Genomic DNA, 22921 nt, shown 5'->3' on the forward strand with positions numbered 1-22921 from the left:
GCCGCTGTCAGATCGCCGGCGACACCGGCGCGATACCCGCCGTCTTCTGCACCTGTCGCTCGCGCCAGATGATATAAAGTCCTGAGCCGATGATGATCGCGATCCCCAGCCATTTCAGCGCGTCCGGCAGATCGCCGAAGACGAGCCAGCCGAAAATCGTCGCCGAGACGATCTCGAGATATTGCAGCGGCGCGAGCACCGAGGCCGGCGCCGCCCGATAGGCATAGACGCCGAGCACGCCGGAGATCGTCGCAGTGACGCCGACTCCCAACAGATAGTACCAGGCGCGGCCGTCCGGCCAGACCGGATCGAAGACGCTCGATCCGCTGCCCTCGCCGGACCAGAGCAGCGCGAGACAGAAGAGGCCTCCCCAGATGCCGGCATGGAACTGCATCGACCAGGGGTCCTCGTTCTGCGCGACCATGCGCGTCACGAGCAGGAAAACGGCGAGACCGAAGGCGGCGACGATCGGCAGAAGCGCGACCCAACCAACTTCCTGCATGCTCGGCTGGATGACGAGCAGCGAACCGAGGAAGCCGACAGCGCAGGCGGTATAACGGCGCCAGCCGATCGTCTCCTTGAGGAAAATGCTGCCGAGAATGGTGAGGATGATCGGTTCCACGAAGAAGATGGCGATGGCATCGGCCACCTCCATGACCTTCAGCGTGGTGATGAAGGAAAGCATGGTCACCACCAAAAGGCCGCCGCGCAGCGCATGCAGCGCACTCTTGCGCCAGGTGAGATCGAACAGCGTGCCGCGCAGAAGGACGATCGGCAGGATGAAGACGATCTGCAGCAGGAAGCGTGCCGCCGTGATCTCGGCCGAAGGAACCGTCGCTATGGCGAGCTTCGAGAAGATGTCGATCAGCGGCGACAGCAACACCGAAAGGACCATCAGCGTCAGGCCGTAGGAGATCCGGTTGTGGTCGATTGCCGCCTTGGAAAGGGAGAGCTCGCTCATGGACGGTGCCGCTTTCCCCGACTGCCTTCAGGCACCAGGCGGCGAACTCCGTCATCGCTTTTTCCCGTCCGATCTCGTTCAGCGTTTCTTGGCGCATGCCCTCGTGAATTGCGATCGTGACATCCGTCATGCCCCGCGCTTTCATGCGGTTGCCCAGCCAGCGAACGGCCTCTCCGTTGAGGGTGGAAGGATCGGCGCTGCCGCCGACGAGGTGAACCGGCAGGCTTGACGGTAGCCGCCACAGCCGGTCGGAGCGGGCCCCGGCAAAGGCGAAGGCGAATACGTCGAGCCACAGCGATACGGTCGGGTCGAAACCACAGAGCGGATCTTCGAGATATTTGGCAACCTCGCTTCTATCGCGCGAGAGCCAATCGAAATCGGTCTGCCGGTCGGCGATGCTGGTGCTCCAGGCACCGAAGGTGAGTTTCGTCACGAGCGGACTTGGCACGTCCGAACCCTTCAGCATCTTCTCGATCGCCAGCAGCAACTGGCCGCCGCGCCCGGCAAGGCCGGGCCGGAAATTGGAGTTCCACACAGCAAGCGCGTCGTAGAGTTCCGGATCGGTTTCGGCGGCGTTAAGCGCGATCAGGCCGCCCATCGAATGGCCGAACAGCACGACCGGCAGGCCGGGATGGCTGGCCACCGCCATATCGCGGAGCGCGCGGAGATCCGCGACGACCTTGGCAGCGCCATCCCGCTGCGCGAACATGGCGGGACACGCATCGGGGGCACAGCTCGTGCCGTGGCCGCGGTGGTCATGGGCGTAGACGTGGAAACCTTGGCCGGCCATGGCTTCGGCAAAGCGGGCATAGCGGCCGGAATGCTCGGCAAGGCCGTGGCTGATGACGAGAATGCCTTGCGGTTCACCCGCGGCGCCGAGATGGCGCCAGCCGAGCGTCGCGCCGGTCGGGCTTCGATGCGTCCTCACCTGACCGAACATGCCATGCGCTCTCCCCACTTGCGGATGCCGTGCGGATATCAAATCGATTTGGGTGGGAAAGGCAACCGCAGCTTGTTGCTCGTTGCGCATGAGATCACAACGAATCCGCAGATGCGATTCAGGGTTGCAATTTTCCCGTATATGGCGTTATTTGTTCCCGTTTTGTTTCCTTTAGAGGGTTTGGGGCAATGAAGACAAGGGCGATGATGCATCTGATCAGGTTGGCGGCGCTGGCGCTGGGTTTGGCGAATGCGCCCCTCGCTGCGGCTCAGGAGAGTGAGGCGAGCGAGGGCGAAACCGGCGCGGGAAGGACGGAATATGTCCTCGCCGTGAGCTGGCAGCCGGGATTCTGCGAGACGCGGCCCGATCGCAAGGAATGCGTCGATCAGACCGCGGATCGCTTCGACGCCACGAATTTCTCGCTTCATGGACTATGGCCGCTCAAGAAGAGCTATTGCGGCGTGGAAGCGGATCTGAAAGCGCGCGACCGCAAGGGCGATTGGCTGGAACTGCCGGAAGTCGCCATGGGGGACGAGACGGCCAAGCGCCTGCTCGTCGCCATGCCAGGCGTCATGTCCGGTCTGGACCGGCACCAATGGCTGCGCAACGGTACCTGCCAGACGGCAAATGCCGAGGACTATTTCGCGCTGCAGCTCCGGCTTCTGGACGAGCTCAACCGGTCGGCGGTGCGTGCGCTCTTCGCCGGCGGGATCGGCAGGGAACTCGACGAAAAACAGATCAAGCAGGCCTTCGACCAGACTTTCGGGGCGGGGGCCGGAGACCGGGTGCGCATGCGTTGCCAGTCGGTGAACGGCCGCGACGTGATTACCGGGCTGACGATCGGGCTCTCGGGCGACCTCTCGGGCAAAGCCGAGCTGGCGGATTTGATCCAGGCGGCGGGGCCGACGGAATTCAAATGCGCAAAGGGGGTCGCAGACGCTGCCGGGCGGGGCTGATCCGGACCGCAATTCGCATTGAGGAAGCGGCGGGGGAGCGTGGGGGCAAGGGCCTTTGGCGTTGCCCCGCCACCATAATTCGCCTACATAGCGGGCAAAATTCCCTTCCGATGCGGAGCATTTCCTTTATGGCACGTCAATTCATCTATCACATGGCCGGGCTGAACAAGGCCTACGGCAACAAGAAGGTCCTCGAGAACATCCATCTCTCCTTCTATCCGGAGGCGAAGATCGGCATTCTCGGCCCGAACGGGGCCGGTAAGTCGACCGTGCTCCGGATCATGGCCGGCCTTGATACCGAATATACCGGTGAGGCCTGGGTCGCCGAAGGTGCGAGGGTCGGCTATCTCGCACAGGAGCCGCAACTCGATCCTCAGAAGAACGTGCTCGATAACGTGATGGAAGGGGTGGCTGCCAAGAAGGCGATCCTCGACCGCTACAACGAGCTGATGATGAACTATTCCGACGAAACCGCGGAAGAGGGCGCCAAGCTCCAGGACGTCATCGACAGCCAGAACCTCTGGGACCTCGACAGTCAGGTGGAAATGGCGATGGAAGCGTTGCGTTGCCCTCCGGGCGATGCGGAGGTCACCAATCTCTCCGGCGGCGAGAAGCGCCGCGTGGCGCTTTGCAAGCTTCTGCTGTCGCAGCCCGAACTGCTTCTGCTCGACGAACCGACCAACCACCTCGACGCGGAAACGATCGCCTGGCTCGAAAAACACCTGCGCGAATATCCGGGCGCCGTGCTGATGGTCACGCACGATCGCTACTTCCTCGACAACGTCACAGGCTGGATTCTCGAACTCGACCGCGGACGGGGCATTCCCTATGAGGGCAACTACTCCGCCTATCTGCAGGCGAAGGCCAAGCGCATGGCGCAGGAAGGACGCGAAGAGGCTGCCCGCCAGAAGGCCATCAGCCGCGAGCAGGAGTGGATCTCTTCGAGCCCCAAGGCCCGCCAGGCGAAGTCCAAGGCTCGTATTCGCGCCTATGACGAGCTGGTCGAGGCGGCTGCGGACCGGCGTCCGGGCGATGCGCAGATCGTCATTCCCGTGGGCGAACGACTGGGGCAGGTGGTCATCGAGGCGGAGAATATTTCCAAGGGTTATGGCGACCAGCTGCTGATCGAAGGCCTGAGCTTCAAGCTGCCGCCGGGCGGCATCGTCGGCGTCATCGGCCCGAACGGCGCCGGTAAGACGACGCTCTTCCGCATGATCACCGGGCAGGATCAGCCCGACGACGGTTCCATCCGGATCGGAGACAGCGTGCAGCTCGCCTATGTCGACCAGAGCCGCGATGCGCTCGACGCCAACAAGACGGTCTGGGAAGAAATCTCGGGCGGCAACGACATCATCAAGCTCGGCAAGCACGAGGTCAACTCGCGGGCCTATTGCTCGACCTTCAACTTCAAGGGCGGCGATCAGCAGCAGAAGGTCGGCACGCTTTCGGGCGGACAGCGTAACCGCGTTCACCTTGCCAAGATGCTGAAGTCCGGCGGCAACGTCGTCCTGCTCGATGAACCGACCAACGACCTCGACACCGAGACCCTGGCCGCACTGGAAGATGCGCTGGAAAACTTCGCCGGTTGCGCTGTTATCATCAGCCACGACCGCATGTTCCTCGACCGCCTTGCCACCCATATCCTCGCCTTCGAGGGCGACAGCCACGTCGAGTGGTTCGAAGGCAATTTCGAGGATTATGAAAAGGACAAGATCCGCCGCCTCGGCCCGGACTCGGTCAACCCGAAGCGCGTAACCTACAAGCGCCTGACGCGTTGACCGTCATAGGTTTGCGGCGGCGCATCGCTGACGGCGTTCTTTGAGTCTGTACATCCAGCGAAGGCGGCCTCTCCCGGTCGCCATCGCCGGGCTTCGCCGCCGTAATCCTCGGGGCTTGACCCGAGGATCCGTTCACAAGCCACCGATACTCAAACAGGCGGCGTTACGCGCAGTCCCGTTGCATGCACCGCGTCATCCACGGAGTTCGGCTCCTATGCCCGGCGTGTGGATCCTCCGGTCCAGGCAGAGGATGACTGTCGGGGTCACGGCTGAGGATGAATGTCGGGGCCGAGGCAGAGGGGGTCGACGGGCAGAGCCGCTCCCCAAGCGTTCTGAAATCTCCACAAATCGTAGCGCGCCATTTGTCGGCCGGGCGACCGCAAGGTCCGGCCGTTCTATCCTCCAGGCGCCATTCTATTGCCTCTATGCGCAAATCTCTTGCGCAGCTGTCACAAATCACATAAACATATCTTTATGTGTTGATGGGGAAGGCTATGGCTGATCGGGAAACGCTTGGTTTGGATGCGCTGGTCGACGTCCTGAAGGCGGCGGGCGAGCCGACGCGCCTGCGCCTGCTGGCCCTTCTCTCGGCCGGTGACCTGACGGTCACCGATCTTACTGAAATTCTCGGGCAATCGCAGCCGCGCATTTCCCGTCATCTGAAATTGTTGGCCGAGGTCGCGCTCATCGATCGCTATCAGGAAGGCGCCTGGGCCTATTTCCGCCTGCGGCAGGAGGGCCGTCGCGTCGCGCTGATCCGCGAGCTTCTCGCATCGGCCGCAGCCGACGATGCAATTCTGGCCAGGGATGCCATCCGCCTTGCCACGTTGAAGAGAACCCGCGCGGAGAAGGCGCAGGCCTATTTCAGCCGCAACGCCGCCGAATGGGACAAGCTCAGACGTCTGCACATCGCCGAAGGCGACGTCGAGGCGGCGCTCAAGGCGATGGTCGGCGACGAGCCGGTCGACAGCCTGCTCGACCTCGGCACAGGAACCGGACGTATTCTGCAGCTCTTCGAGGGTATCTACCGCCGCGGGATCGGGGTCGACGCCAGCCGCGACATGCTGGCGGTCGCGCGGTCCAACCTGGACAAGGCCGGCATCACCAAGGCGTCGATCCGCCACGGCGACATCTTCAACCTGCCGCTTGATGGTCAATCCTTCGATCTCGTCACGATCCATCAGGTGCTGCATTATCTCGAGGTGCCCGAGGCGGCGATTGCCGAGGCGGCGCGCATGCTCGTCCCGGGCGGCCGGCTCGTGATCATCGATTTCGCGCCGCACGGGCTTGAACACCTGCGTGACGACCATGCCCATGCGCGCCTGGGCTTTTCGCACCAGACAATGAGCGAATGGCTGCAGAAGGCCGATCTTTCGCTCGAGAAGACGACCGATCTTGCGCCGGAAGGCGGGCAGGAGGGGAAGCTGACTGTCACCATCTGGCTGGCGCGCGATCAGCGCGCGGTCGAAACCGTTGCCGACTTGCCGCGCCAGCGCCTTCATGCAGGGGGAGTTTGAGAATGAACGGACGGACGCCTTATCCCGTGGACTGCGACGGTCTTAGATTTTCCTTCGAGTACTTCCCTCCGAAGAACGACGAGATGGAGGCGCAACTCTTTCAGACCGTCACGGCTCTCGCCGTCTTCGCGCCCGCCTTCGTCACCGTGACCTACGGTGCCGGCGGGTCGACCAAGGCGCGCTCCCTGACGACGGTCAAGCGGATGATCGGGGAGATGGAGATCCGGAATACGGCCGCGCATCTCACTTGCGTCGGCGCGCCGAAGGCGGAGGTGGATGCGGTCATCGACGAGTTCGTCGCCTGCGGGGTGCGCCATTTCGTGGCTTTGAGGGGTGATCCGCAAGGCGGTATCGGCAGCGTCTACGAGCCTTTCCCGGGCGGCTACGAAAATGCCGCCGCCCTCGTCGAGGCCCTGCGGGCGCGCGGCGATTTCGAGATCTCCGTCTCCGCCTATCCGGAAAAGCATCCGGAGAGCCCCGACGTCGCTGCCGACATAGACATGCTGAAGCGCAAGGTCGACAATGGCGCAACGCGCGCGCTTACGCAGTTCTTCTTCGACAATGACGACTTCGAGCGCTATCTGGAACGCGTAAGGCGCGCGGGCATCGCGATACCGATCGTACCCGGCATATTGCCGATCAATAATCTTACCCAGGTGCAGAAATTTGCCGGTCTTTGCGGCGCCAGAGTTCCGGAGTCGATCGTTTCGCGGCTGGGCCCTCTTGACGATCAGCCGGAAGGGCGTTTCCGGGAGGCGGCCCATATCGCGGCCGAACAGATCACCGATCTCGTCCGGCGCGGCGTCAGCGATTTCCACCTCTACACGATGAACCGCCCGCAGCTCATCACTGCCGTTTGCGAACTGATGGGCTATGATCCGGAACTCGCGCCGGCTCAGCCGGCAGACACGGAGCGCCCGGTCCGGGCGGTCGCGAGGGCATGACGGCCGACCTCGGATAAGCAGCACCATAGCGAAAGCCCATGAATGCCGCAGCATTCATGGGCTTTCTGATTGTTGCAGCCTGTCGAACTATTGCGCCTGAGCGGCGGTGAGACCTTGCTGCAAAATGGATTTTCCGGAAATTAAAGTCCCCGTTTCGGCTGGACTGTCAGTGGCCCTGAATCACACGAAAAGCATTACGGCCACGAATGCGAACGCTGCACTGATCATAAGGACGTTCAACGAGTGTGTAAGTCCCATAAGCTGATCCTCCCTGCGTTGACGGGTAAAACATAGGGCGAAAAAACGGCATGTGAAAGCGAAACTTGTGCTGCACTGCGAAATTTCCTATCTCCGATTTTTTCATGAATACATGTAATATGTTGAAAACAATCAACTATTTAGAATGCCACATTTTATTCACAATTCCTGCCAGGAGGTTAATGTAAACATCTGTAACGCTGCGTGAGTGTGTGAAAAAGTCGGTGAATCAGTCTACCGGCGCCCGCGGGGCGGATCGTGGCGCGCGGAACGGTCACCGTCCGGCGGAATATCCGAGCTTCAGGACGCGCCCATCCAGGATCGCCAGGCCGACGGCGATGAGCAGCATGCCCCCGATATCAGTCGCCTGCAGTATTTCTCCCAGGAAGAGATAGCCGAGCAGGATGGCGCTTGGCGGGACGAGCAGCGTTACCAGCGAGGTGTTGGTGGCGCCCGCTTCGGCCATGATGCGGAAGAACAGGATATAGGCATAGGCGGTTGAAACGAGCGCCAGTCCGAGGATCGCGAGCACGGTCGTGAGCGGCGGCATGGGCAGGGTCCATGGCATGTCGACGAGAACCGCGACCGGCAGCATGATGAGTGTCGATGCGGTCAATTGCCCGGCGGCCGTCACCGGCGCGGCCAGATTGCGGAAGCGTCTGCCGTAAGAAGCGGAAAACCCGTAGCTGACTGCCGCCAGGACCGGCAGGACCAGCGCCCAGAGCGGCACGTCGCCGGCAGCGCCGAAGAGGCCGGCAAGCGCACTCGGCCCTATGAGCACGACGGTACCGGCAAGCCCGAGCAGGCAACCGCTGAACTTCGCGGTGCTCAGCTTTTCATCCTCGGTCGCGACATTCGCGATGAGCACCGTCCAGACCGGCGTCGTGGCGTTGAGGATTGCAGCGAGACCGGCGCCGATATGCGTCTGGCCGAGAAAGATGAACGCATGCGGAATGGCGTTGTTGATGAGCCCCATGAGCAGGAACTCGCGCCAGCGCCCGGCGAGCGCCGGATATATGCCGTGTCGCCCGCGAAGATAGAGATGCAGGGCGAGGGCAGCGAGGCCGAGACGCAAAAGCACGAGCGTGAAAGGCGGCACATGGGCAACGGCCACCCGGGCGAAGAAGAAGGAACCGCCCCAGATGAGACCGAGCAGCCCGAGCAGTGCCCAGAGGCGCATGGTCATGTGGGTGCTGATGGAATTTGCGGGTGAAGCCATATCTTGCCTGCGCAGCAGCTGCCGCATCGGCCCGAAATCGGACGATTTCGGAAAGCACGATGCGTCGACCGAATAAGTTGGAGCGCACTTCGTGCGCCCATCCGGAACGACCGCGCTCTAAGCCGGAATAGGAGCCCGACAATTCAGAATTGTGCAAGCAGTATTGCGGCGAAGCGGGTGTCGCCACCCGCTTCTTGCGTCCTGCCAAAGGTTAAAGCGCCTCCAGCAGGCCCGGTGTTGCCCAGCCGTCGGCGGGAAGGCCGAGCTTCAACTGCTCCTTCTGCAGTGCGGCCCGCGTGCCCGAGCCGAGAATGCCGTCGATCTTGCCGACGTCATGACCAAGCGCCTGCAATCTGGTCTGCAGGGCTTTCATCTCGGCGTCGCCGAGCCCCGGTTCCGGATTGCCCTGCTGATAGGGAGGCGCACCGGCAAGCCGGGTCGCGAAATAGGCGGCGGAGGTCGTGTAGATGAAGGACTGATTCCACTCGAGATAGATCTTGAAGTTCGGGTAGGTCAGGAAAGCGGCGCCTTTGCGGCCCTGAGGGAGAACCAGCGAGGCTTCGAGCCCACTGTTGGAGGTGTTGCCGTCACGCGGCGTGACACCGAGTGCGAACCAGTCGCCGGCGGTCATGCCGGACTGCAGGCCCGTCTTCTCCCAAGGCAGTTGCTCCGGGACGCGGACCTCCTGAATCCACGGCTCCCCGCGCTTGAAGCCCAGGCTCTGGATGAATTTCGCCGCCGTCAGAATGGCATCCGGAGAACTCTTCTTGAGATTGACATGACCGTCGCCGTCGCCGTCGACGCCATAGGCGATGATGTCCTCAGGCAGCATCTGTACCTGGCCGATCTCGCCCGCCCATGCGCCCGTGGTCGTCGCGGGATCGAGATCGCCGTGCTGCACCATCTCGATTGCAGCGAGAAGCTGCGGCCGGAACATTTCCGGGCGGCGGCAGTCATGCGCCAGCGTCACCAGCGCGTTGCGCGTATTGAAATCGCCCTGCACGGCGCCGAAGTCGGTTTCCATCGCCCAGAATGCGGTGATCACGGGCGCCGGTATGCCGAATTCCTGCTCGGCCCGGTCAAAGACGTCGGCATATTCCCGCATCTTCTGCGCACCGATGTCGAGGCGCGACCTGCTGACGGTTCGCTTCGAAAATTCGGTGAAGGTCTGCTTGAACACGCCCTGGGTGCGGTCGCGGATGAGCACCTTCTGGTCGATCGCGGCGCCTGCGAGGGCCCGATCGGCGACGTCTGCGGGAATGCCCTTGGCGACCGCTTCGGCCTTGACGCCCTCCAGAAAGGAGCCGAGGTCGCCGCCGCACGCGGCGGCTGGGTTTCCCGACTGAGCCGGAGCTTGCGCCAGGGCCGGCGTGCCGGCGAGGGCAAGGAATCCGAGGGAGAGAAGGGCTTTGCGCGCTGTGCCTGTCATTACAATTCCTTTCCGTGGCCGGCCGCACGGAATGCCGCCGGGCCCGAAGTCTGTCGAGAATGAAATCTATCGATGCTCTCTCAGAGCATTATGACCGAATGAAGAAAAATGCGGACCATGCCGCCCCGTCCTCCGGTCTATCTTGCCTGCGAGACGGTCGCGACCCACTTCTGCCAGTTCCTAGTGGAACCGGCGAAGGCGTTGATGTCCGTGCTGCCCTGAATGCCGGGGATCACGCCGGTGCTGGTATATTGCCAAAAGGCCCAGCGGCGTTCGACGTAGATGTCCTTTGGGTGCTTGGCTACCGAGCGCACCCAGAAATGATAGTCGTTGAAGGCGCCGACCAGATTGTCGCGGTGAAAGTCGACGGACGTGTAGATGATCGGGCGTTTGCCGTAATGGGCCTCGAGCCGGTCCATGAACCGCTTCATTTCGGACCGTACGGTGTCCGGCGCCGGCCGGTAGCGGCAGGTCTTCGATTCGCCGTTCCATTCGACATCCAGGACGGGTGGCAGGTGGACTGCGCTCGTCGGCACGTTGGCAATGAACCAGTCGGCCTGGGCGTCGGCGGTGGAGCAGAAATAATAGAAATGATAGGGCGCGTAGGCGAGGCCGACGGCGCGCGCCTGCTGCCAATATTCGTGGAAGCGCGAGTCCACCCGGTCCTTGCCTTCGGTTGCCTTGATGAACGCGAACGACACGCCGGAATTCTTGACCTTTCGCCAATCGATGTCGCCGTTCCACTTGGAGACGTCGATTCCGTGAACGCTGTGATGGTGCGGCGTGCGGCCGCCGAAATCCTGCGGATCCGTATCGTGGAAGCGCGGCTGAATGGAGGCCGTCTTGACGAGGTCGTAATCGGTGGAGGTACAGGAAGAGAGAATGGAGGCGATGGGCAGCAATGCCAGGAGAAGCCGGCGCATGGGGGTTCCGTTTCGAGACGAACGACGATCCTGCCTCACGCGATGGTTTCCATGATTGGTGATGTCCCCCAGGGAGGCGTGACCTCCTTTTCACCATATCATCGTAAAAATTGCGTTAGCTCAAGTGGGAATTGCAGCCGAATGCTTTCCGCCATCGTCCGCTACGGTGCCGCGCGGCGATAGACGGCGAGCCAGGCATAACCTCGTCCGAGCGATCTGACCTCGAGCGCCGCTCCGTCTCTCTCGGCCCTTTTGCGCATCGCGTCGAAAAGCGATTCGCGCGGCGTGACGTGGAAACGTCCGAGCCAGGCCTGGAGGAGGCGGCGGAAGCCGGCCGGCCAACCTTCCTGCTGGCCGAAATCGACGATATGCAGCGAGCCGCCCGGCTTGAGCGCGGCAATCGCGGCATCGACGGCCTTTTCCCATTCGGGAACCATGGAAAGGGCGTAGGAGATGACGATCCGGTCGAAACCTTCCTGATCGAAGGAGGCGGCGGTGAAGTTCGTCGCGTCGGCGACCCGCAACACTGCGTCCGCCCGATTTTGGCGCCGGAGCTTGGCTTTGGCGGTCGCCAGCATTTCGGCCGAGATATCGAGGCCGAAGAGGCGCGCGCCGGGGTAGAGTTCCCCGAGCATGGCGAGATTGCGGCCCGTGCCGCAACCGACTTCCAGCACGGATGCACCCGGCGGCGGGTTCAATTCACGGATCAGCGTGTCACGGCCGAAGAGATAGTATTTGCGAGTGAAATCATAGATGTACCGCTGATAGCGATACATGCGGTCCATGAGGTGAGCCTGGCTTTCATTCGCAGTCTGCACGGCGCTCATGCTTTCTTCCGATAGATGTGGAAGCCGCCATAGATCGCCGACCGGTCCTCGGCGCCGAGCCTCATCGAGGTCTCGGCATCGTAGTGCCACTGATCGAGGAGCGTGGTGGAGAGGCGCCCCGGCAGGATGCTCGCTTCCGCCGCCGTGCGGAAGATCACCGCCGCGCCGACGTCGGCGGTGCGGGTGATCTCCGTCCAGAGGTCGTTCAGCTGCTGGTCGGTCATCCAGTCCTGTGCGTCGAGGAGCACGTAGCGGTCGACGGAGGCGGCGGGCTTGCCGGCGAGAAGCTCGGTGAAGCTCGCATGGTGGATCTCGACGCGCTCCGCATTGTGGCGAATCGCTTCGTATCGCGATGCCTGAAGATAAGGCGGCAACTCGCCCTCGTCCGGCCGCGGGTAGCGCCGCGCAAAGGCCTGCCAGGCGAAGTAGTTATCGCGCAAGGGGAAATGACAGGTCAGCTTTTCCAGGCGATTGCGCAGCACCGCGGCGAGGGATTTCTCCCTGCTCAGGCTCGCGAGTTCGTCGAACTGCTGCGGCGGAATGCCGAGGCCGAAAAGGGAGCTCTTGCGGCTGGTGATCCACCGGATGACCGGACGCTCGAAGAGCGGAGCGAGCTTGTCGTCGAAGAACTGCCGCTGCTCGCGCATGGAGCGCGCCTTTGCGAAGTCTTCAGGATTGACGCCGTGCAGCCGTGCGAGAACATGGCTCGCGGCAATGAAGCGGCCGAGCAGGCCGGTACGGTAAATGTTGCGCCCGAAGACGCCGATGCGCCGGCGGCCGGTGAGGTCCCGGCCGTTCCAATAGGCGCGGGTTGCCGGATCGAGCTTCGGAGCGAGGAACACGTCGTAAGCCTGGCCATTCGTGCGCGTACCTTCGACGGCGAGGAACCGCACCACGTCCTTGTGGCTCGGCAGGTGGCGAAAGGCCGAAAGCTTCAGCCGGTTGAGCGCGATGTGATGGGGATTGAGATCGACCACGTCTATCCGGGCAGGCGCGGCCGAGAGGTAGGTCAGCATGTTGCAGCCGCCGGAACCGATCGTCACGATCCGATGCCCGGGTCCGATCTGCATCGCTTCCATGTCGACAATCGGGTCCTCCCAGATCTGCGGGTAGACGAGTCCGGAAAAGAGCAGACCGAACAGGCGTTCGGAGAGACCGGCGGGGAGAGAGGTTTATGCTGCAGGAGTGCGCTTTTCAGTTTCGGATTCTTCTTGCCGAAGCCGGCATCCGGGGCGAAGTCGGTCATCTTGCCTATCGTCCAGTTGAAACTGAGCCGCTTCTAAGGTGACTCGGCTACACTTTGATGACGAGGTTTCGCACAGGGGCTCGCAGGGATTCGGGTATTGCCACTCATCCGACTGGTCAGACGGGCGAAAGCGCAGTAGCACTTATGCGAAGAGCGGGAGGGCGAGAATGAAGGGTCTTCTGAAGACGCTTGGCGGACTGGGGGCGGCCGCGCTCGTGGGCCTCGTCGGTTGGCTGGCGCTGTTTCCGCCTGAACTCCTCAAGGTGGGAGACGGCTATGCCGCCAAGATCGTCTGCTCCAACGTGTTCCTCGCCGGACGCGATCCGCAGGAAGTGCTGGCGCAGGACGTGCAGGCGCCCGGCCACCCGCTGCTGAAGCTCGTGCGCGTTTCGGTCGATCGGGAAGAGCAGAGCGTGACGGCGCGTATCCTGGGCTTTGCCGCACCCGGCCGCGCCGTCTACCGTCCGGGCAGCGGTTGCGCCAATGTGAGCGGAGGCAGCGCCGAGGCCATCGCGGGGATGCGCGGGACCGAGTCGGCGACGGCGCCTCTCGCCCACGATCCTGGCGTCGACTGGCCGGACGGGGACAAGCCGGACATCGACGCGGCCATGCAAATGCTTGTCGAAGATCCGGCACTGGCAGGTCCGGGCATGCGCGCAATCGTGGTCGTCAGGGATGGCAGGCTGGTCGCGGAAACCTATGCGGCGGGCTTCGACCGGAACACGCCCCTGCTCGGCTGGTCCATGACGAAGTCCGTGACGGCGGCGATCATCGGCCGGCGCATTGCCGAAGGGCGGATGGATCTGGCCCAGACCGATCTGGTGACCGAATGGAACGGCGACGAGCGGGCTCGCATCAAGCTGACCGATCTTCTCGCGATGCAGAGCGGGCTCGATTTCAACGAGGATTACGGCGACGTCACGGACGTGACGCGCATGCTCTATCTGGAAAGCGACATGGCCGGCTTCGTCGCCTCGAAGCCTCTGGAGGCGGCTCCGGGCACGAAATTCGCCTATTCGAGCGGCACGAGCAATCTTCTGTCCCGGCTCTGGATGGAGACATTCGACGATCCGGCCGAAGCGCTTTCCTATCCGCGCGAGGCGCTCTTCGCTCCGCTCGGGATGACGAGCGCCGTGATGGAGACGGATGCAAGCGGAACCTTCGTCGGTTCTTCCTACATGTATGCGTCGGCGCCGGACTGGGCGCGCTTCGCCGAGTTTCTGCTTCAGGACGGAAGCTGGAAGGGGAGGCGGCTCCTGCCGGAAGGTTACGTATCCTTCATGCGCACGCCGACTGCGGCTTCCGGCGGCGACTACGGGGCCGGCCAGGTTTGGCTCAAGGAAAACGGTATCCGCGCCGGAACGGCGAATTTCCCGCCCGACACGTTCTGGATGCTTGGACATGACGGGCAGGCGATCATGATCGTCCCCTCGCTTCGCCTCGCGGTCGTCCGCCTGGGGCTGACACCGTCGCGCCTCGGCTACGACGTGCAGAAGCTGAATGCGAGGATAATCGACGCGCTCGATTGAGCGATGTCCGGCAGACAGGCCAGCCGCTCGGCTTACCTCATATTCAGCTCGTCGAGCATGCCCTTGCGCTTGGCATGGTAGTAATAGCCGCTGGCATAGAGCCTTACCGCGCCGTCGTGCTGGTTGTCGGCAACCATCCACGCTCCGCGCAGATACTTGGTCGCGTATTTGAGGTTGGTTTCCGCGTCGAAGAGCCCTTCGGCCGGACCCTCATAGCCGAGACCCTTGGCCGTGTTATAGCGGATCTGCATCAACCCGAAATTGCCTTTGCTGTAGGCGCGGGGGTTGTAGTTGCTCTCGCGCCTGACCACCCGGTGCACCAGCTCGAGCGGCAGACCGTTCAGCTCGGCATAATATTTGATCAGCCTGTCAAGCTCCGGCCGCGAGCTGGTCGGTGTTTTTCCGGACTTCAGCGAATCGGGGATGACGCTTGCGACCGCGCCGACTGCGGTGCCGAACACGCCCGTCTTCGGGCGCTCCGTCGGAACGATCATGCGCTTGGCGACAAGCGTTTCCAGACCGACCGGCTCGCCGGTGTCGAAATCCGACTCCCACGAGGCGGCAACTCCGATAAGCGGGGCGGACTGATGTCCGGCGCCTTTCTCGGGGACCGGCGGCGCGGCTGCCGGGGAGGTGCCTGCCGAGGCGGGTGTCGCCATCGCTACTTCAAAGGGCTGCGCGGGTTTGGCCGCCGGCACGGCGACCGACTGGGGAGCCGCGAAAGCGAGGGTCGTGTCTGTCGCGGGCGCCGTCTTCGTTTCGCCAGCGACATCAGTTCCTGCGGCGCTTGCCGGCGCCGCCGACGAGGTTGGTGCGGTCAATGCGGCCGAGGTGCTCGCCGTTGCGCCGATCGGCGCAGGCAGTGCGTAAGCCGTCGTCTCCGTTCCCGGCTTCGGCAGGGGCGTGACCGTCTGCACGGCCGTTAACTCCGCAAGCGACGTATGCTCGACCGTGGAACATCCGGAAGCAACAGCGACGGAAACGAGGGACACGGCGGCAAGTGCCCGCTTCGAAAGGGGAATACGGAATTTCGCCATGCTGTCACTTTCGTGCTTCTGGGCCCCGTAGCCCCTGCAAATCAGCGGTTGCCACCCCGCCGCGCTTGAATCTCCATTAACCTATGCCGCCGGTTGCGGCAAGCGCGTGAGAGCATTTCAGAGACTGCTCATGTCAAGTCGTGGCGCGCTTCAGACCCGCCGTCAGCAGGCCGGCGCCGATGAGCAGCGAACCACCGAGGCGATTGACGATGCGCCGGACATTCGGCTTGCGGATGGTGCTTCCGGCCGCGGCAGCAAGCCAGGCATAAAGCGCCGCGTTGATCGTGGCGAGTATCAGGAATGTCGTCTCGAAGATCGCCATCTGCGCGAAAAGCGGCCGCGACAGATCGAGGAACTGGGGCAGGAAGGCGACGAAGAAGAGAATGCTCTTCGGGTTGAGTGCGGTCACCGCATAGGTGTGAACGAAGATCCGCAGCGGCCTTTCTGCAGGACTCGTTTCAAGGGTGTTCCCGCTGTCGTTGCCGACCGGCGCCTTCCAGAGCTTGATGCCGAGCCAGACGAGATAGGCGGCGCCGACCCACTTCAGCACGGTGAAAATCGCCGCCGAGGTTGCAAGCAGAGCGCCGAGGCCGAGCATCGACGCCGTCATTGCGGTGAAATCGCCAAGAGCCACACCAGCCACGGTCGCCCCCGCGATCTTGCGGCCGTGGCCGAGCGCATAGGATATGACGAGAAGGATCGTGGGGCCGGGAATCGCAAGCAGCACCGCAGATGCGGCGGCGAAGGCGAACCAGTGTTCGAAGGACATGAGGGGCTCCGCGGTTGAATGGCTGCTGAAGAGGAGGGAGCCATGCCGGCGCGCAGCCGTCAACTCCTCTCGAGCGGAAGCCTCCGGTGAGAAGCGGTTCGCCGTTTCAGAAAACAGCGAACCGTTCCTCGTCCTTTATCAGTCGGCCACCTGCCATTTCTGACCGACGACATCCATGACCTCGCCGAACCATTTCGCGGACGTGTCGAAATGCTTTCCGCCCTTGATGCGCGGGAACTCGATCGTGCGCAGCCGCCCGCCCTGGTCCTCGTCGTGACCCGTCACGCCGGAGACCTTGTTGAGCGCGCTCTCGACCGCCAGATCGACCATGCTCTGGATGAGGCGCAGATCGTCGACATTGGCGGGGGCGGAGCGGGCATAGTAGCCGGACTTCTGCACCATGGACCGCTCGGCGCCGAGGAGCGCCGCAAACTGCTTGGAGAACCAGTTGCCGACGTTGATCGTATCGATCTTCACGTGGCCGAACGCGTCGCGCTTGACCGTCTCGCCGGCGGCCTCCCGCTCGGCGACGATGGCATCGAGGCAGGCGCCTTCGCTCACGAACAGCGTGACGAACCCGGCGCGATCCATGACTTCGCGCAGGCGCTCGGCTTCCGCTTCCAGATCGAACGCCATCTCGGGAAGGTAGAGGCCGTCGATGTTCTTCAGCTGTGCGTTCATCATGAAGCCGTCGACATATTCCTTGTTGCCGGCCAGCTGGATATAGGCGCGCGCGGTTGCCGCGGTCAGCCAGCCGCAGTGGCGGCCCATGACTTCATGGACGACGAGGGTGCGCGGCGCAGCGCTCTGTTCGTTGCTGACATGGTCGAAGAAGCGTGCGCCGTATTCGGCCGCCGTCCAGGCGCCGAGTGTCTGGCGGATGGGCACCACGTCGTTGTCGACCGTCTTCGGCAGCCCCACGACCGTCAGATCGTAGCCGTTGGCTCCGAGATAGGCTGCGAGATCGGCCGCCGTGGTGTTGGTATCGTCGCCGCCGATCGTGTGCAGGATGCTGATGCCGTCGGAGGCGAGCCTCTCGGCCGCAACGCGCAGCGGATTCTCCCCTTCCTTGACGAGGCCGCGCTTCACGCAGTCGGCCGTGTTCGTGAGTTTCACGCGGCTGTTGCCGATCGGCGATCCGCCGTGGCGGTGGAGCACATGCGCCTTCTCGCGCATGGCCGGCGTGATTTCGATCCGGTCGGCGAGAAGCAGGCCCTGATAGCCGGAACGGTAGGCCACGAGCTCATAGTCCGGCGCGATGTCCGTGTAGCGTTCGATCAGGCCGCCGACAGCGGATGAGAGGCAGGGCGCGAGCCCGCCTGCCGTCAACATTGCGACTTTCTTCTTGGCCATGGGGTCCTCCTGGGGATTTCGGCATCAAGCGATCGCTCGTGAGATCAACCGCATTCTAAATCCTTGCCTTAGATCAAAGATAGCGGTGGTCTAACCCAAATCCGATGGAAATTAAATGACAGGGTTGTGGATCACGAGAAAGGGGAACCGGCCGCGCGGTTGCAGCGTTGCGCCTGAAGGTCGCACGGCGCCGTCCAGGAATTCGATTGAGATTTGTGACGATATGAATTATTGAGGGGCCATCACAAATTCGTCATCCATGATGGTTGACGCGGCTCTGCCGCTTGCAAATCGCCACCGCATCAGATCATGCTCGCGTGGTGGACAGGGAACAATCGCACTCATGTCATTTTGGGACAGCCTCCTCAAAATCGTCACGACCACTGGTAACGCCCTTACGGGAGTGGTCGAGGCGGTCCGGACGCTCTTCGAAGGAGATCCGGAAACCCGGCGAAAGGTCGCCTTTTCGGTCGCCATGATCGCGCTTTCGGCGAAAATGGCGAAGGCCGACGGCATCGTGAACGAGGCCGAGGTGAGCGCCTTTCGCGACATCTTCAAGTTTCCCGCGGACCAGGCGAGGAACGTCGCCAGGCTTTACAATCTCGCCCGCCAGGACGTTGCCGGCTACGAGGCCTATGCGGAGAAAATGGCTTCGCTCTGCTCCTCTTGCGAGAGGAATTGCCCGATTCTCGAAGACATCGTCGACGGCCTGTTCCATATCGCGAAATCGGACGGGGCGGTGCACGAGAAGGAGCTAACGTTCCTGAGGCGTGTGGCTGAAATATTCAGGATGGACGACGAGCATTTCGGGTGCATCATGGCGCGCCACGTTCATGGCGACGACCGCGATCCCTACCAGGTTCTCGGCGTTTCGCCGAAGGATGACTTTTCCGCGATTCGCAAGCGCTATCGCGTTCTCGTTTCCGAGAACCACCCGGACATGCTCGTGGCGCGTGGCGTGCCGGAAGAGTTCCACGCGATCGCCAACGATCGCATGGCCGTGCTCAACGCGGCCTACGAGGCGATCGAAAGAGAGCGCCGCGCCGCATGACATCCGAGACCTGCGACTTCCCCGGCGCTCATCTCGTGCCCTCGCCCAACCATGGCGAGCGCGCCGGCGGGCGCAGGCCGGATATGATCATCCTTCATTACACCGGCATGGAGACGGCGGCGTCCGCGCTCGATTGGCTCTGTCGCGAGGAAAGCCAGGTCTCCTGTCATTATTTCGTAGACGAGGAGGGGCGAATCGCCCAGCTGGTGCCGGAAGAACGCAGGGCCTGGCACGCGGGCAAGGGCGTCTGGAAGGGCGAAACGGATATCAATTCGTGCTCCATCGGGATCGAGATTGCCAATGCCGGTCACCCGGGCGGCCTCCCGGACTTCCCTGAAGCGCAGATCGAGGCGGTCGCCGAATTGTGTCTGGACTGTGGCGAACGCTGGCAAATCACCCCGGAGAGGGTGCTTGCGCATAGCGATATCGCGCCGATTCGCAAGGTTGATCCTGGAGAAAATTTTCCTTGGGATGTGCTGTTTCGTCGCGGGGTCGGACACTGGGTTGAACCGGCCTCCGTGAGGGGCGGTCGCTTCTTCCAGCGCGGCGACCGGGGCCAGCCCGTGGAAGCACTCCAGTCCATGCTTTTGCTTTATGGTTACGGAGTTGAAATCACAGGGGATTTCTGCGCGAAGACCGAAGGGGTGGTCGCTGCGTTCCAGCGCCATTTCCGACAATCGCGAGTGGACGGCATCGCCGACGTTTCCACCATCGATACGTTGCACCGCCTGCTTTCGACATTGCCGATTCTGGCCGCCTGAAAAGCGATTTTTGTCCGCCCTAAATTAGCGTCTGATTGATTTTCGTGCACGATTTTCTCGTGCTGCCACATGTTTACCATGATGCGCCGGTCATTTCCGTTGCATCAACTGCAGGGGATGTGGCGCCGGGCGCGGCACTCTTGTCAATGAAAACGATCGGGAAATTCGATCGTCGCGGTGGGGTGCGCCGCGCGATCGGTTCCCCAGACCGGAGACTTCAAACTAAATGAGAATAGCGTCTGTTGCTGCGGTGGCGGCATGCCTTGGCATGTTCTTCGCCGCGATTGGTACGTCGTATGCAGGGGGCATCGACAAAACCGTCAAGACTTCTGCAATTCCGTCGGTAAGCAGAACGACGGGTTATCCGAAACCCGACCTGACTTTGCCGCGCGGATCCCAATATACGATCCTCATCCAGTCCTATGCCAAGCAATACGGCATTCCCGCCGACCTCGCTCACGCGATCGTCGAGGTCGAGAGCAACTTCAATGCCAAGGCTCGCGGAAGCGCCGGCGAAGTCGGCCTGATGCAGATCAAGCCGGCCACGGCCCGGATGATGGGCTATACCGGCTCGATCAAAGACCTCTACGAGCCTGAGACCAATATCAAATTCGGGATGAAGTACCTGGCGAAGGCGCAGGAGCTTTCGGACGGGACGACCTGCGGCACCATCCTCAAATACAATGCCGGCCACGCCGCGAAGCGAATGAACCCCGTTTCGAAGCGCTATTGCGGTAAAGTCAAGAACATCCTGGACTGGTTGTGATCTATCGCATGTGACGCTGTAAGACATACGCCGGGTGGGTATTGCGTTCCGGCATATTGTTGATTGTCCGAAGGAATTCGGTGCGAAAGCCTGAACGGCGTGCTATCTCGGTCGCGAAGCGAACATCGGGGAAAGGCATGTCGGAGAGCGTTGATTTCGTTATCATTGGCAAGGGGATGATGGGCGCCGCAGCGGCGCGTCACCTTGCGAGGGCGGGCGCCGGTGTCGCGCTTATCGGCCCCGATGAGCCGGAGGACTGGGCGAACCACGGCGGCGTTTTCGCCAGTCATTACGACAATGCCCGCATCACCCGTACGATCGACGACGACCCGGTCTGGGCGCGTCTGGCCCGGCGCTCGATCGATCGGTATCCGGAAATCGCACAGGAAAGCGGCGTCGAATTCTATTTTCCCGTCGGCTGTCTGATCGCGGCCCCAGCTCCCGGCGGCGCGTTCGATTATCTCGAGAATGTCGAGCGTGCCCGCGACAGGCTCGGCGTCGAGGCACCGCTGATCCTTGGCGACGACCTTGCCGGGCGGTTTCCCTGGTTCCGCTTCCCGCAAGGCTATGCCGGCGTTCACGAGGCAAGCGGCGCAGGCTACATAAATCCTCGCTCGCTCGTCCGTGCGCAAACGATCGCGGCCGAGAAATCGGGTGCACGGGTGATCCGCTCGGAGGTGATCTCGGTCGAAGACGGTCCGGATCACGTGGTGGTCGGCACGACCGACGGCCACCTGGTACGGGCCGGCCGCGCCCTGGTCGCCGCGGGCGGCTTCTCGCTTTCGCAGGCGCTTCTTCCGCGGCCGCTCGACCTTGCGGTAAAGGCGCGCACCGTGCTTTTTGCGGAGGTGGGCGCGGATGATCTTTCCTTCTATGAAGGCATGCCGTCGCTGATCGGCGTCGCGCCGGAGCAGGAGAGAAGCTATTACCTGTTGCCGCCGGTTGCCTATGCCGATGGCAAACACTACGTAAAGATCGGCGGCGATCCGACCGATCGGATCCTTGCGAGCGAGCGGGCGATCAGGGACTGGTTCCGAAGCGGTGCAAACGCGGAAGCGGCCGAACACATGCGCGGACTGCTCGCCGAGACGATCCCCGCCTTGAGACCCGTTTCGACGCATTATTCGCCCTGCGTCACGGCGTTCACGCGACACGGCTATCCTTATATCGGTTTCGTGAGCGACCGCATCGCCGTGCTCACAGGCGGCAACGGCCAGGCTGCCAAGAGCTCCGACGAGATCGGCAGGCTTGGCGCGTTGCTAATGACGGAAGGCCGGCTCGAGGCGGACGGGTACGAAACGGACTTCGCGGTCGCGTATCGCTAAGTAACCGCCGGACCGCGCGGCCGTGCCGATTTCTCTGGCGCTTGCCGTCCCGGTCGTTTAATGAGCCTCTGCCAGTTGGCCGGGCAGCCGCGCCTCGCAAGTGCCGAAAGGCCGCGGGGCGAGGAAAGTCCGGGCTCCACGGAAACACGGTGCCGGATAACGTCCGGCGGGGGCGACCCCAGGGAAAGTGCCACAGAAAGCAGACCGCTCCGCTTGCGGAGTAAGGGTGAAAGGGTGGGGTAAGAGCCCACCGCGGACATGGCGACATGGACGGCACGGCAAACCCCACCGGGAGCAAGACCGAATAGGGACGACACGGGCGCGCAAGCGCCCAGCCGGTTTCCAGGCGCGTCGTCCGGGTGGGTTGCACGAGGCTGCGCGCAAGCGCAGCCCCAGATGAATGGCTGCCACGTTTCGTCTCTCCGGAGGCGGAGCCATACAGAACCCGGCTTACAGGCCAACTGGCTTTTTTCTTTGCAGCTTTCGCCACTGCGGCAAAGTACGTCTCCTCAATTCCCTGACTCAGCGAATCACGCCTGCGAGGCTCGCCGCACCTCACGGACGCGGCTCGCTTTTGCGCGCGATTCCAAGGCATTAGGGTTTGGATCGTAACCCTTTGTTAAACTTAACAACCTATCAATATTTGATCATCCGCAAGGCTGGTTACGAGCTTCTCCCATTGACGCCCATATGGTCCCATGTTATCCCATAATGGTACTGCGCAAGGGCCATGCAATGGCCCTCCATCGCGAAATTCGAGGCTTCCGTCGATGGGAAGATCAGGCGGGCACGCACGTGCCCGGCGGGGGATCCATGCGCGGTGGTGCGAGTGTATGTGCGGGCCGATGATCGTGGTCCGTCAATCGGAGGCGGCCGTTTCGCGTCATGAACCGCTTCTTGTCGCATGTTACGAACCGGATCGATGCCAAGGGGCGGGTCTCCGTCCCGTCGGCCTTTCGCGCCGTGCTTTTGGAGGCAGGCGTGCGGGAGTTATACTGTTTTCAGGACTTCGTCTTTCCGGCGATCAGCGTCGGCGGGCCGGAGCTTCTGGATCGGTTCGAGAAGCAGATGGCCGCCGAGGATCCCTTTTCGGATGCGGCCAACGAGATGTCGCTCCTTGTTCATGGGGGCGGGGTCTATGTGAAGCTCGACCCGGAGGGCCGGCTGATGGTGACGGATTTCATCCGCGACTTCACCGGCATCTCGAACGACGTGACCTTCGTCGGGCGGGGCGATCATTTTCAGCTCTGGGATCCGCAGGCGTTTGCGAGGGCGCAGGCGGAGGCCAGAGAAGGGCGCAAGCAACGGGGGCTGCGTTCACAATAGAATGGA

The 22921-nt window shown here is 62.6% G+C and carries 18 protein-coding genes, 1 other RNA gene and 2 pseudogenes; 11 read left to right on the forward strand and 10 right to left on the reverse strand.

Going from position 1 to position 22921, the window contains the following annotated elements; translation table 11 throughout:
- Positions 1–7 precede the first annotated feature (7 nt).
- Both N0Q91_RS06480 and N0Q91_RS06485 read right to left on the reverse strand, forming a co-directional pair.
- Complete coding sequence (locus N0Q91_RS06480) at positions 8–961, reverse strand: DMT family transporter (protein WP_275597636.1); 954 nt, start codon at positions 959–961, stop codon at positions 8–10.
- A 133-nt stretch (positions 962–1094) separates the two neighbouring features.
- Positions 1095–1991, reverse strand: a pseudogene (locus tag N0Q91_RS06485) (alpha/beta hydrolase); the annotation flags it as partial.
- A 98-nt stretch (positions 1992–2089) separates the two neighbouring features.
- Here N0Q91_RS06485 and N0Q91_RS06490 point away from each other — a divergent pair.
- The 4 genes from N0Q91_RS06490 (at position 2090) to metF (ending at position 7096) form a co-directional block, all read left to right on the forward strand.
- The gene (locus tag N0Q91_RS06490) at positions 2090–2857 is read left to right on the forward strand and encodes a ribonuclease T2 (protein ID WP_275597638.1); all 768 of its coding nucleotides are present in this window, start codon (positions 2090–2092) and stop codon (positions 2855–2857) included.
- Positions 2858–2985: 128 nt separating this feature from the next.
- The gene (gene ettA, locus N0Q91_RS06495) at positions 2986–4635 is read left to right on the forward strand and encodes an energy-dependent translational throttle protein EttA (RefSeq protein WP_275597639.1); all 1650 of its coding nucleotides are present in this window, start codon (positions 2986–2988) and stop codon (positions 4633–4635) included.
- A 494-nt stretch (positions 4636–5129) separates the two neighbouring features.
- Positions 5130–6152: an ArsR/SmtB family transcription factor gene (locus tag N0Q91_RS06500; protein WP_275597640.1), complete on the forward strand. Its 1023-nt coding sequence runs from the start codon at positions 5130–5132 to the stop codon at positions 6150–6152.
- Between the two features lie 2 nt (positions 6153–6154).
- Complete coding sequence (metF, locus tag N0Q91_RS06505; protein ID WP_275597641.1) at positions 6155–7096, forward strand: methylenetetrahydrofolate reductase [NAD(P)H]; 942 nt, start codon at positions 6155–6157, stop codon at positions 7094–7096.
- A gap of 532 nt (positions 7097–7628) precedes the next feature.
- Here the strand turns inward: metF and N0Q91_RS06510 are convergent.
- The 5 genes and pseudogenes from N0Q91_RS06510 to N0Q91_RS06530 form a co-directional block, all read right to left on the reverse strand.
- Positions 7629–8573 (reverse strand): DMT family transporter, encoded by a 945-nt coding sequence (locus N0Q91_RS06510; RefSeq protein WP_275597642.1) that lies wholly within the window; start codon positions 8571–8573, stop codon positions 7629–7631.
- A gap of 211 nt (positions 8574–8784) precedes the next feature.
- On the reverse strand, positions 8785–10002 hold the full coding sequence (locus tag N0Q91_RS06515; RefSeq protein WP_275597643.1) for a lytic murein transglycosylase: 1218 nt from the start codon (positions 10000–10002) through the stop codon (positions 8785–8787).
- 137 nt (positions 10003–10139) lie between these two features.
- On the reverse strand, positions 10140–10925 hold the full coding sequence (locus N0Q91_RS06520) for a glycoside hydrolase family 25 protein (protein WP_275597644.1): 786 nt from the start codon (positions 10923–10925) through the stop codon (positions 10140–10142).
- A gap of 161 nt (positions 10926–11086) precedes the next feature.
- Positions 11087–11752, reverse strand: a complete 666-nt coding sequence (locus N0Q91_RS06525; RefSeq protein ID WP_275597645.1) for a class I SAM-dependent methyltransferase — start codon at positions 11750–11752, stop codon at positions 11087–11089.
- Positions 11749–12998, reverse strand: a pseudogene (locus tag N0Q91_RS06530) (BtaA family protein). Before N0Q91_RS06530 ends, N0Q91_RS06525 begins: the two are co-directional and overlap by 4 nt.
- 167 nt (positions 12999–13165) lie before the next feature.
- On the opposite strand from N0Q91_RS06530, the gene N0Q91_RS06535 reads away from it, so the two are divergent.
- A complete protein-coding gene (locus tag N0Q91_RS06535; protein ID WP_275597646.1) occupies positions 13166–14527 on the forward strand; it encodes a serine hydrolase domain-containing protein in 1362 nt (453 codons plus the stop codon).
- A 32-nt stretch (positions 14528–14559) separates the two neighbouring features.
- Here N0Q91_RS06535 and N0Q91_RS06540 read toward each other — a convergent pair whose 3' ends face one another.
- The 3 genes from N0Q91_RS06540 to N0Q91_RS06550 form a co-directional block, all read right to left on the reverse strand.
- Positions 14560–15564 (reverse strand): transglycosylase SLT domain-containing protein, encoded by a 1005-nt coding sequence (locus tag N0Q91_RS06540; RefSeq protein ID WP_275597647.1) that lies wholly within the window; start codon positions 15562–15564, stop codon positions 14560–14562.
- Between the two features lie 133 nt (positions 15565–15697).
- A complete protein-coding gene (locus tag N0Q91_RS06545) occupies positions 15698–16333 on the reverse strand; it encodes a LysE family translocator (protein ID WP_275597648.1) in 636 nt (211 codons plus the stop codon).
- Between the two features lie 138 nt (positions 16334–16471).
- Positions 16472–17686 carry a pyrophosphate--fructose-6-phosphate 1-phosphotransferase gene (locus N0Q91_RS06550; protein WP_018095469.1) on the reverse strand — a complete coding sequence of 405 codons (1215 nt, stop codon included), beginning with the start codon at positions 17684–17686 and terminating at the stop codon, positions 16472–16474.
- Positions 17687–18029: 343 nt separating this feature from the next.
- Here N0Q91_RS06550 and N0Q91_RS06555 point away from each other — a divergent pair, with 343 nt between their 5' ends.
- The 6 genes from N0Q91_RS06555 to mraZ all read left to right on the forward strand — a co-directional run bounded on the left by N0Q91_RS06555 (position 18030) and on the right by mraZ (position 22915).
- A complete protein-coding gene (locus N0Q91_RS06555) occupies positions 18030–18737 on the forward strand; it encodes a J domain-containing protein (protein ID WP_275597649.1) in 708 nt (235 codons plus the stop codon).
- Entirely contained in the window at positions 18734–19498 is a 765-nt protein-coding gene (locus N0Q91_RS06560) for an N-acetylmuramoyl-L-alanine amidase (RefSeq protein WP_275597650.1), read from the forward strand. The genes N0Q91_RS06555 and N0Q91_RS06560 overlap by 4 nt, the downstream gene beginning before the upstream one ends.
- A 226-nt stretch (positions 19499–19724) precedes the next feature.
- A complete protein-coding gene (locus N0Q91_RS06565) occupies positions 19725–20264 on the forward strand; it encodes a lytic transglycosylase domain-containing protein (RefSeq protein ID WP_275597651.1) in 540 nt (179 codons plus the stop codon).
- Between the two features lie 137 nt (positions 20265–20401).
- Positions 20402–21589 (forward strand): NAD(P)/FAD-dependent oxidoreductase, encoded by a 1188-nt coding sequence (locus N0Q91_RS06570; RefSeq protein WP_275597652.1) that lies wholly within the window; start codon positions 20402–20404, stop codon positions 21587–21589.
- A 71-nt stretch (positions 21590–21660) separates the two neighbouring features.
- Positions 21661–22058: RNase P RNA component class A (gene rnpB / locus N0Q91_RS06575), an RNA gene on the forward strand.
- A gap of 416 nt (positions 22059–22474) precedes the next feature.
- Positions 22475–22915: a division/cell wall cluster transcriptional repressor MraZ gene (gene mraZ, locus N0Q91_RS06580; RefSeq protein WP_018095464.1), complete on the forward strand. Its 441-nt coding sequence runs from the start codon at positions 22475–22477 to the stop codon at positions 22913–22915.
- Positions 22916–22921 lie beyond the last annotated feature (6 nt).

This window comes from Sinorhizobium prairiense (assembly GCF_029201645.2).
In the GTDB taxonomy this organism is placed as follows: Bacteria; Pseudomonadota; Alphaproteobacteria; order Rhizobiales; family Rhizobiaceae; genus Sinorhizobium; species Sinorhizobium meliloti_A.

Coding starts and splice junctions, on each gene's coding strand:
- N0Q91_RS06480 (WP_275597636.1), bottom strand. CDS start 961: ATGAGCGAGCTCTCCCTTTCCAAGGCGGCAATCGACCACAACCGGATC.
- N0Q91_RS06490 (WP_275597638.1), top strand. CDS start 2,090: ATGAAGACAAGGGCGATGATGCATCTGATCAGGTTGGCGGCGCTGGCG.
- ettA (WP_275597639.1), top strand. CDS start 2,986: ATGGCACGTCAATTCATCTATCACATGGCCGGGCTGAACAAGGCCTAC.
- N0Q91_RS06500 (WP_275597640.1), top strand. CDS start 5,130: ATGGCTGATCGGGAAACGCTTGGTTTGGATGCGCTGGTCGACGTCCTG.
- metF (WP_275597641.1), top strand. CDS start 6,155: ATGAACGGACGGACGCCTTATCCCGTGGACTGCGACGGTCTTAGATTT.
- N0Q91_RS06510 (WP_275597642.1), bottom strand. CDS start 8,573: ATGGCTTCACCCGCAAATTCCATCAGCACCCACATGACCATGCGCCTC.
- N0Q91_RS06515 (WP_275597643.1), bottom strand. CDS start 10,002: ATGACAGGCACAGCGCGCAAAGCCCTTCTCTCCCTCGGATTCCTTGCC.
- N0Q91_RS06520 (WP_275597644.1), bottom strand. CDS start 10,925: ATGCGCCGGCTTCTCCTGGCATTGCTGCCCATCGCCTCCATTCTCTCT.
- N0Q91_RS06525 (WP_275597645.1), bottom strand. CDS start 11,752: ATGAGCGCCGTGCAGACTGCGAATGAAAGCCAGGCTCACCTCATGGAC.
- N0Q91_RS06535 (WP_275597646.1), top strand. CDS start 13,166: ATGAAGGGTCTTCTGAAGACGCTTGGCGGACTGGGGGCGGCCGCGCTC.
- N0Q91_RS06540 (WP_275597647.1), bottom strand. CDS start 15,564: ATGGCGAAATTCCGTATTCCCCTTTCGAAGCGGGCACTTGCCGCCGTG.
- N0Q91_RS06545 (WP_275597648.1), bottom strand. CDS start 16,333: ATGTCCTTCGAACACTGGTTCGCCTTCGCCGCCGCATCTGCGGTGCTG.
- N0Q91_RS06550 (WP_018095469.1), bottom strand. CDS start 17,686: ATGGCCAAGAAGAAAGTCGCAATGTTGACGGCAGGCGGGCTCGCGCCC.
- N0Q91_RS06555 (WP_275597649.1), top strand. CDS start 18,030: ATGTCATTTTGGGACAGCCTCCTCAAAATCGTCACGACCACTGGTAAC.
- N0Q91_RS06560 (WP_275597650.1), top strand. CDS start 18,734: ATGACATCCGAGACCTGCGACTTCCCCGGCGCTCATCTCGTGCCCTCG.
- N0Q91_RS06565 (WP_275597651.1), top strand. CDS start 19,725: ATGAGAATAGCGTCTGTTGCTGCGGTGGCGGCATGCCTTGGCATGTTC.
- N0Q91_RS06570 (WP_275597652.1), top strand. CDS start 20,402: ATGTCGGAGAGCGTTGATTTCGTTATCATTGGCAAGGGGATGATGGGC.
- mraZ (WP_018095464.1), top strand. CDS start 22,475: ATGAACCGCTTCTTGTCGCATGTTACGAACCGGATCGATGCCAAGGGG.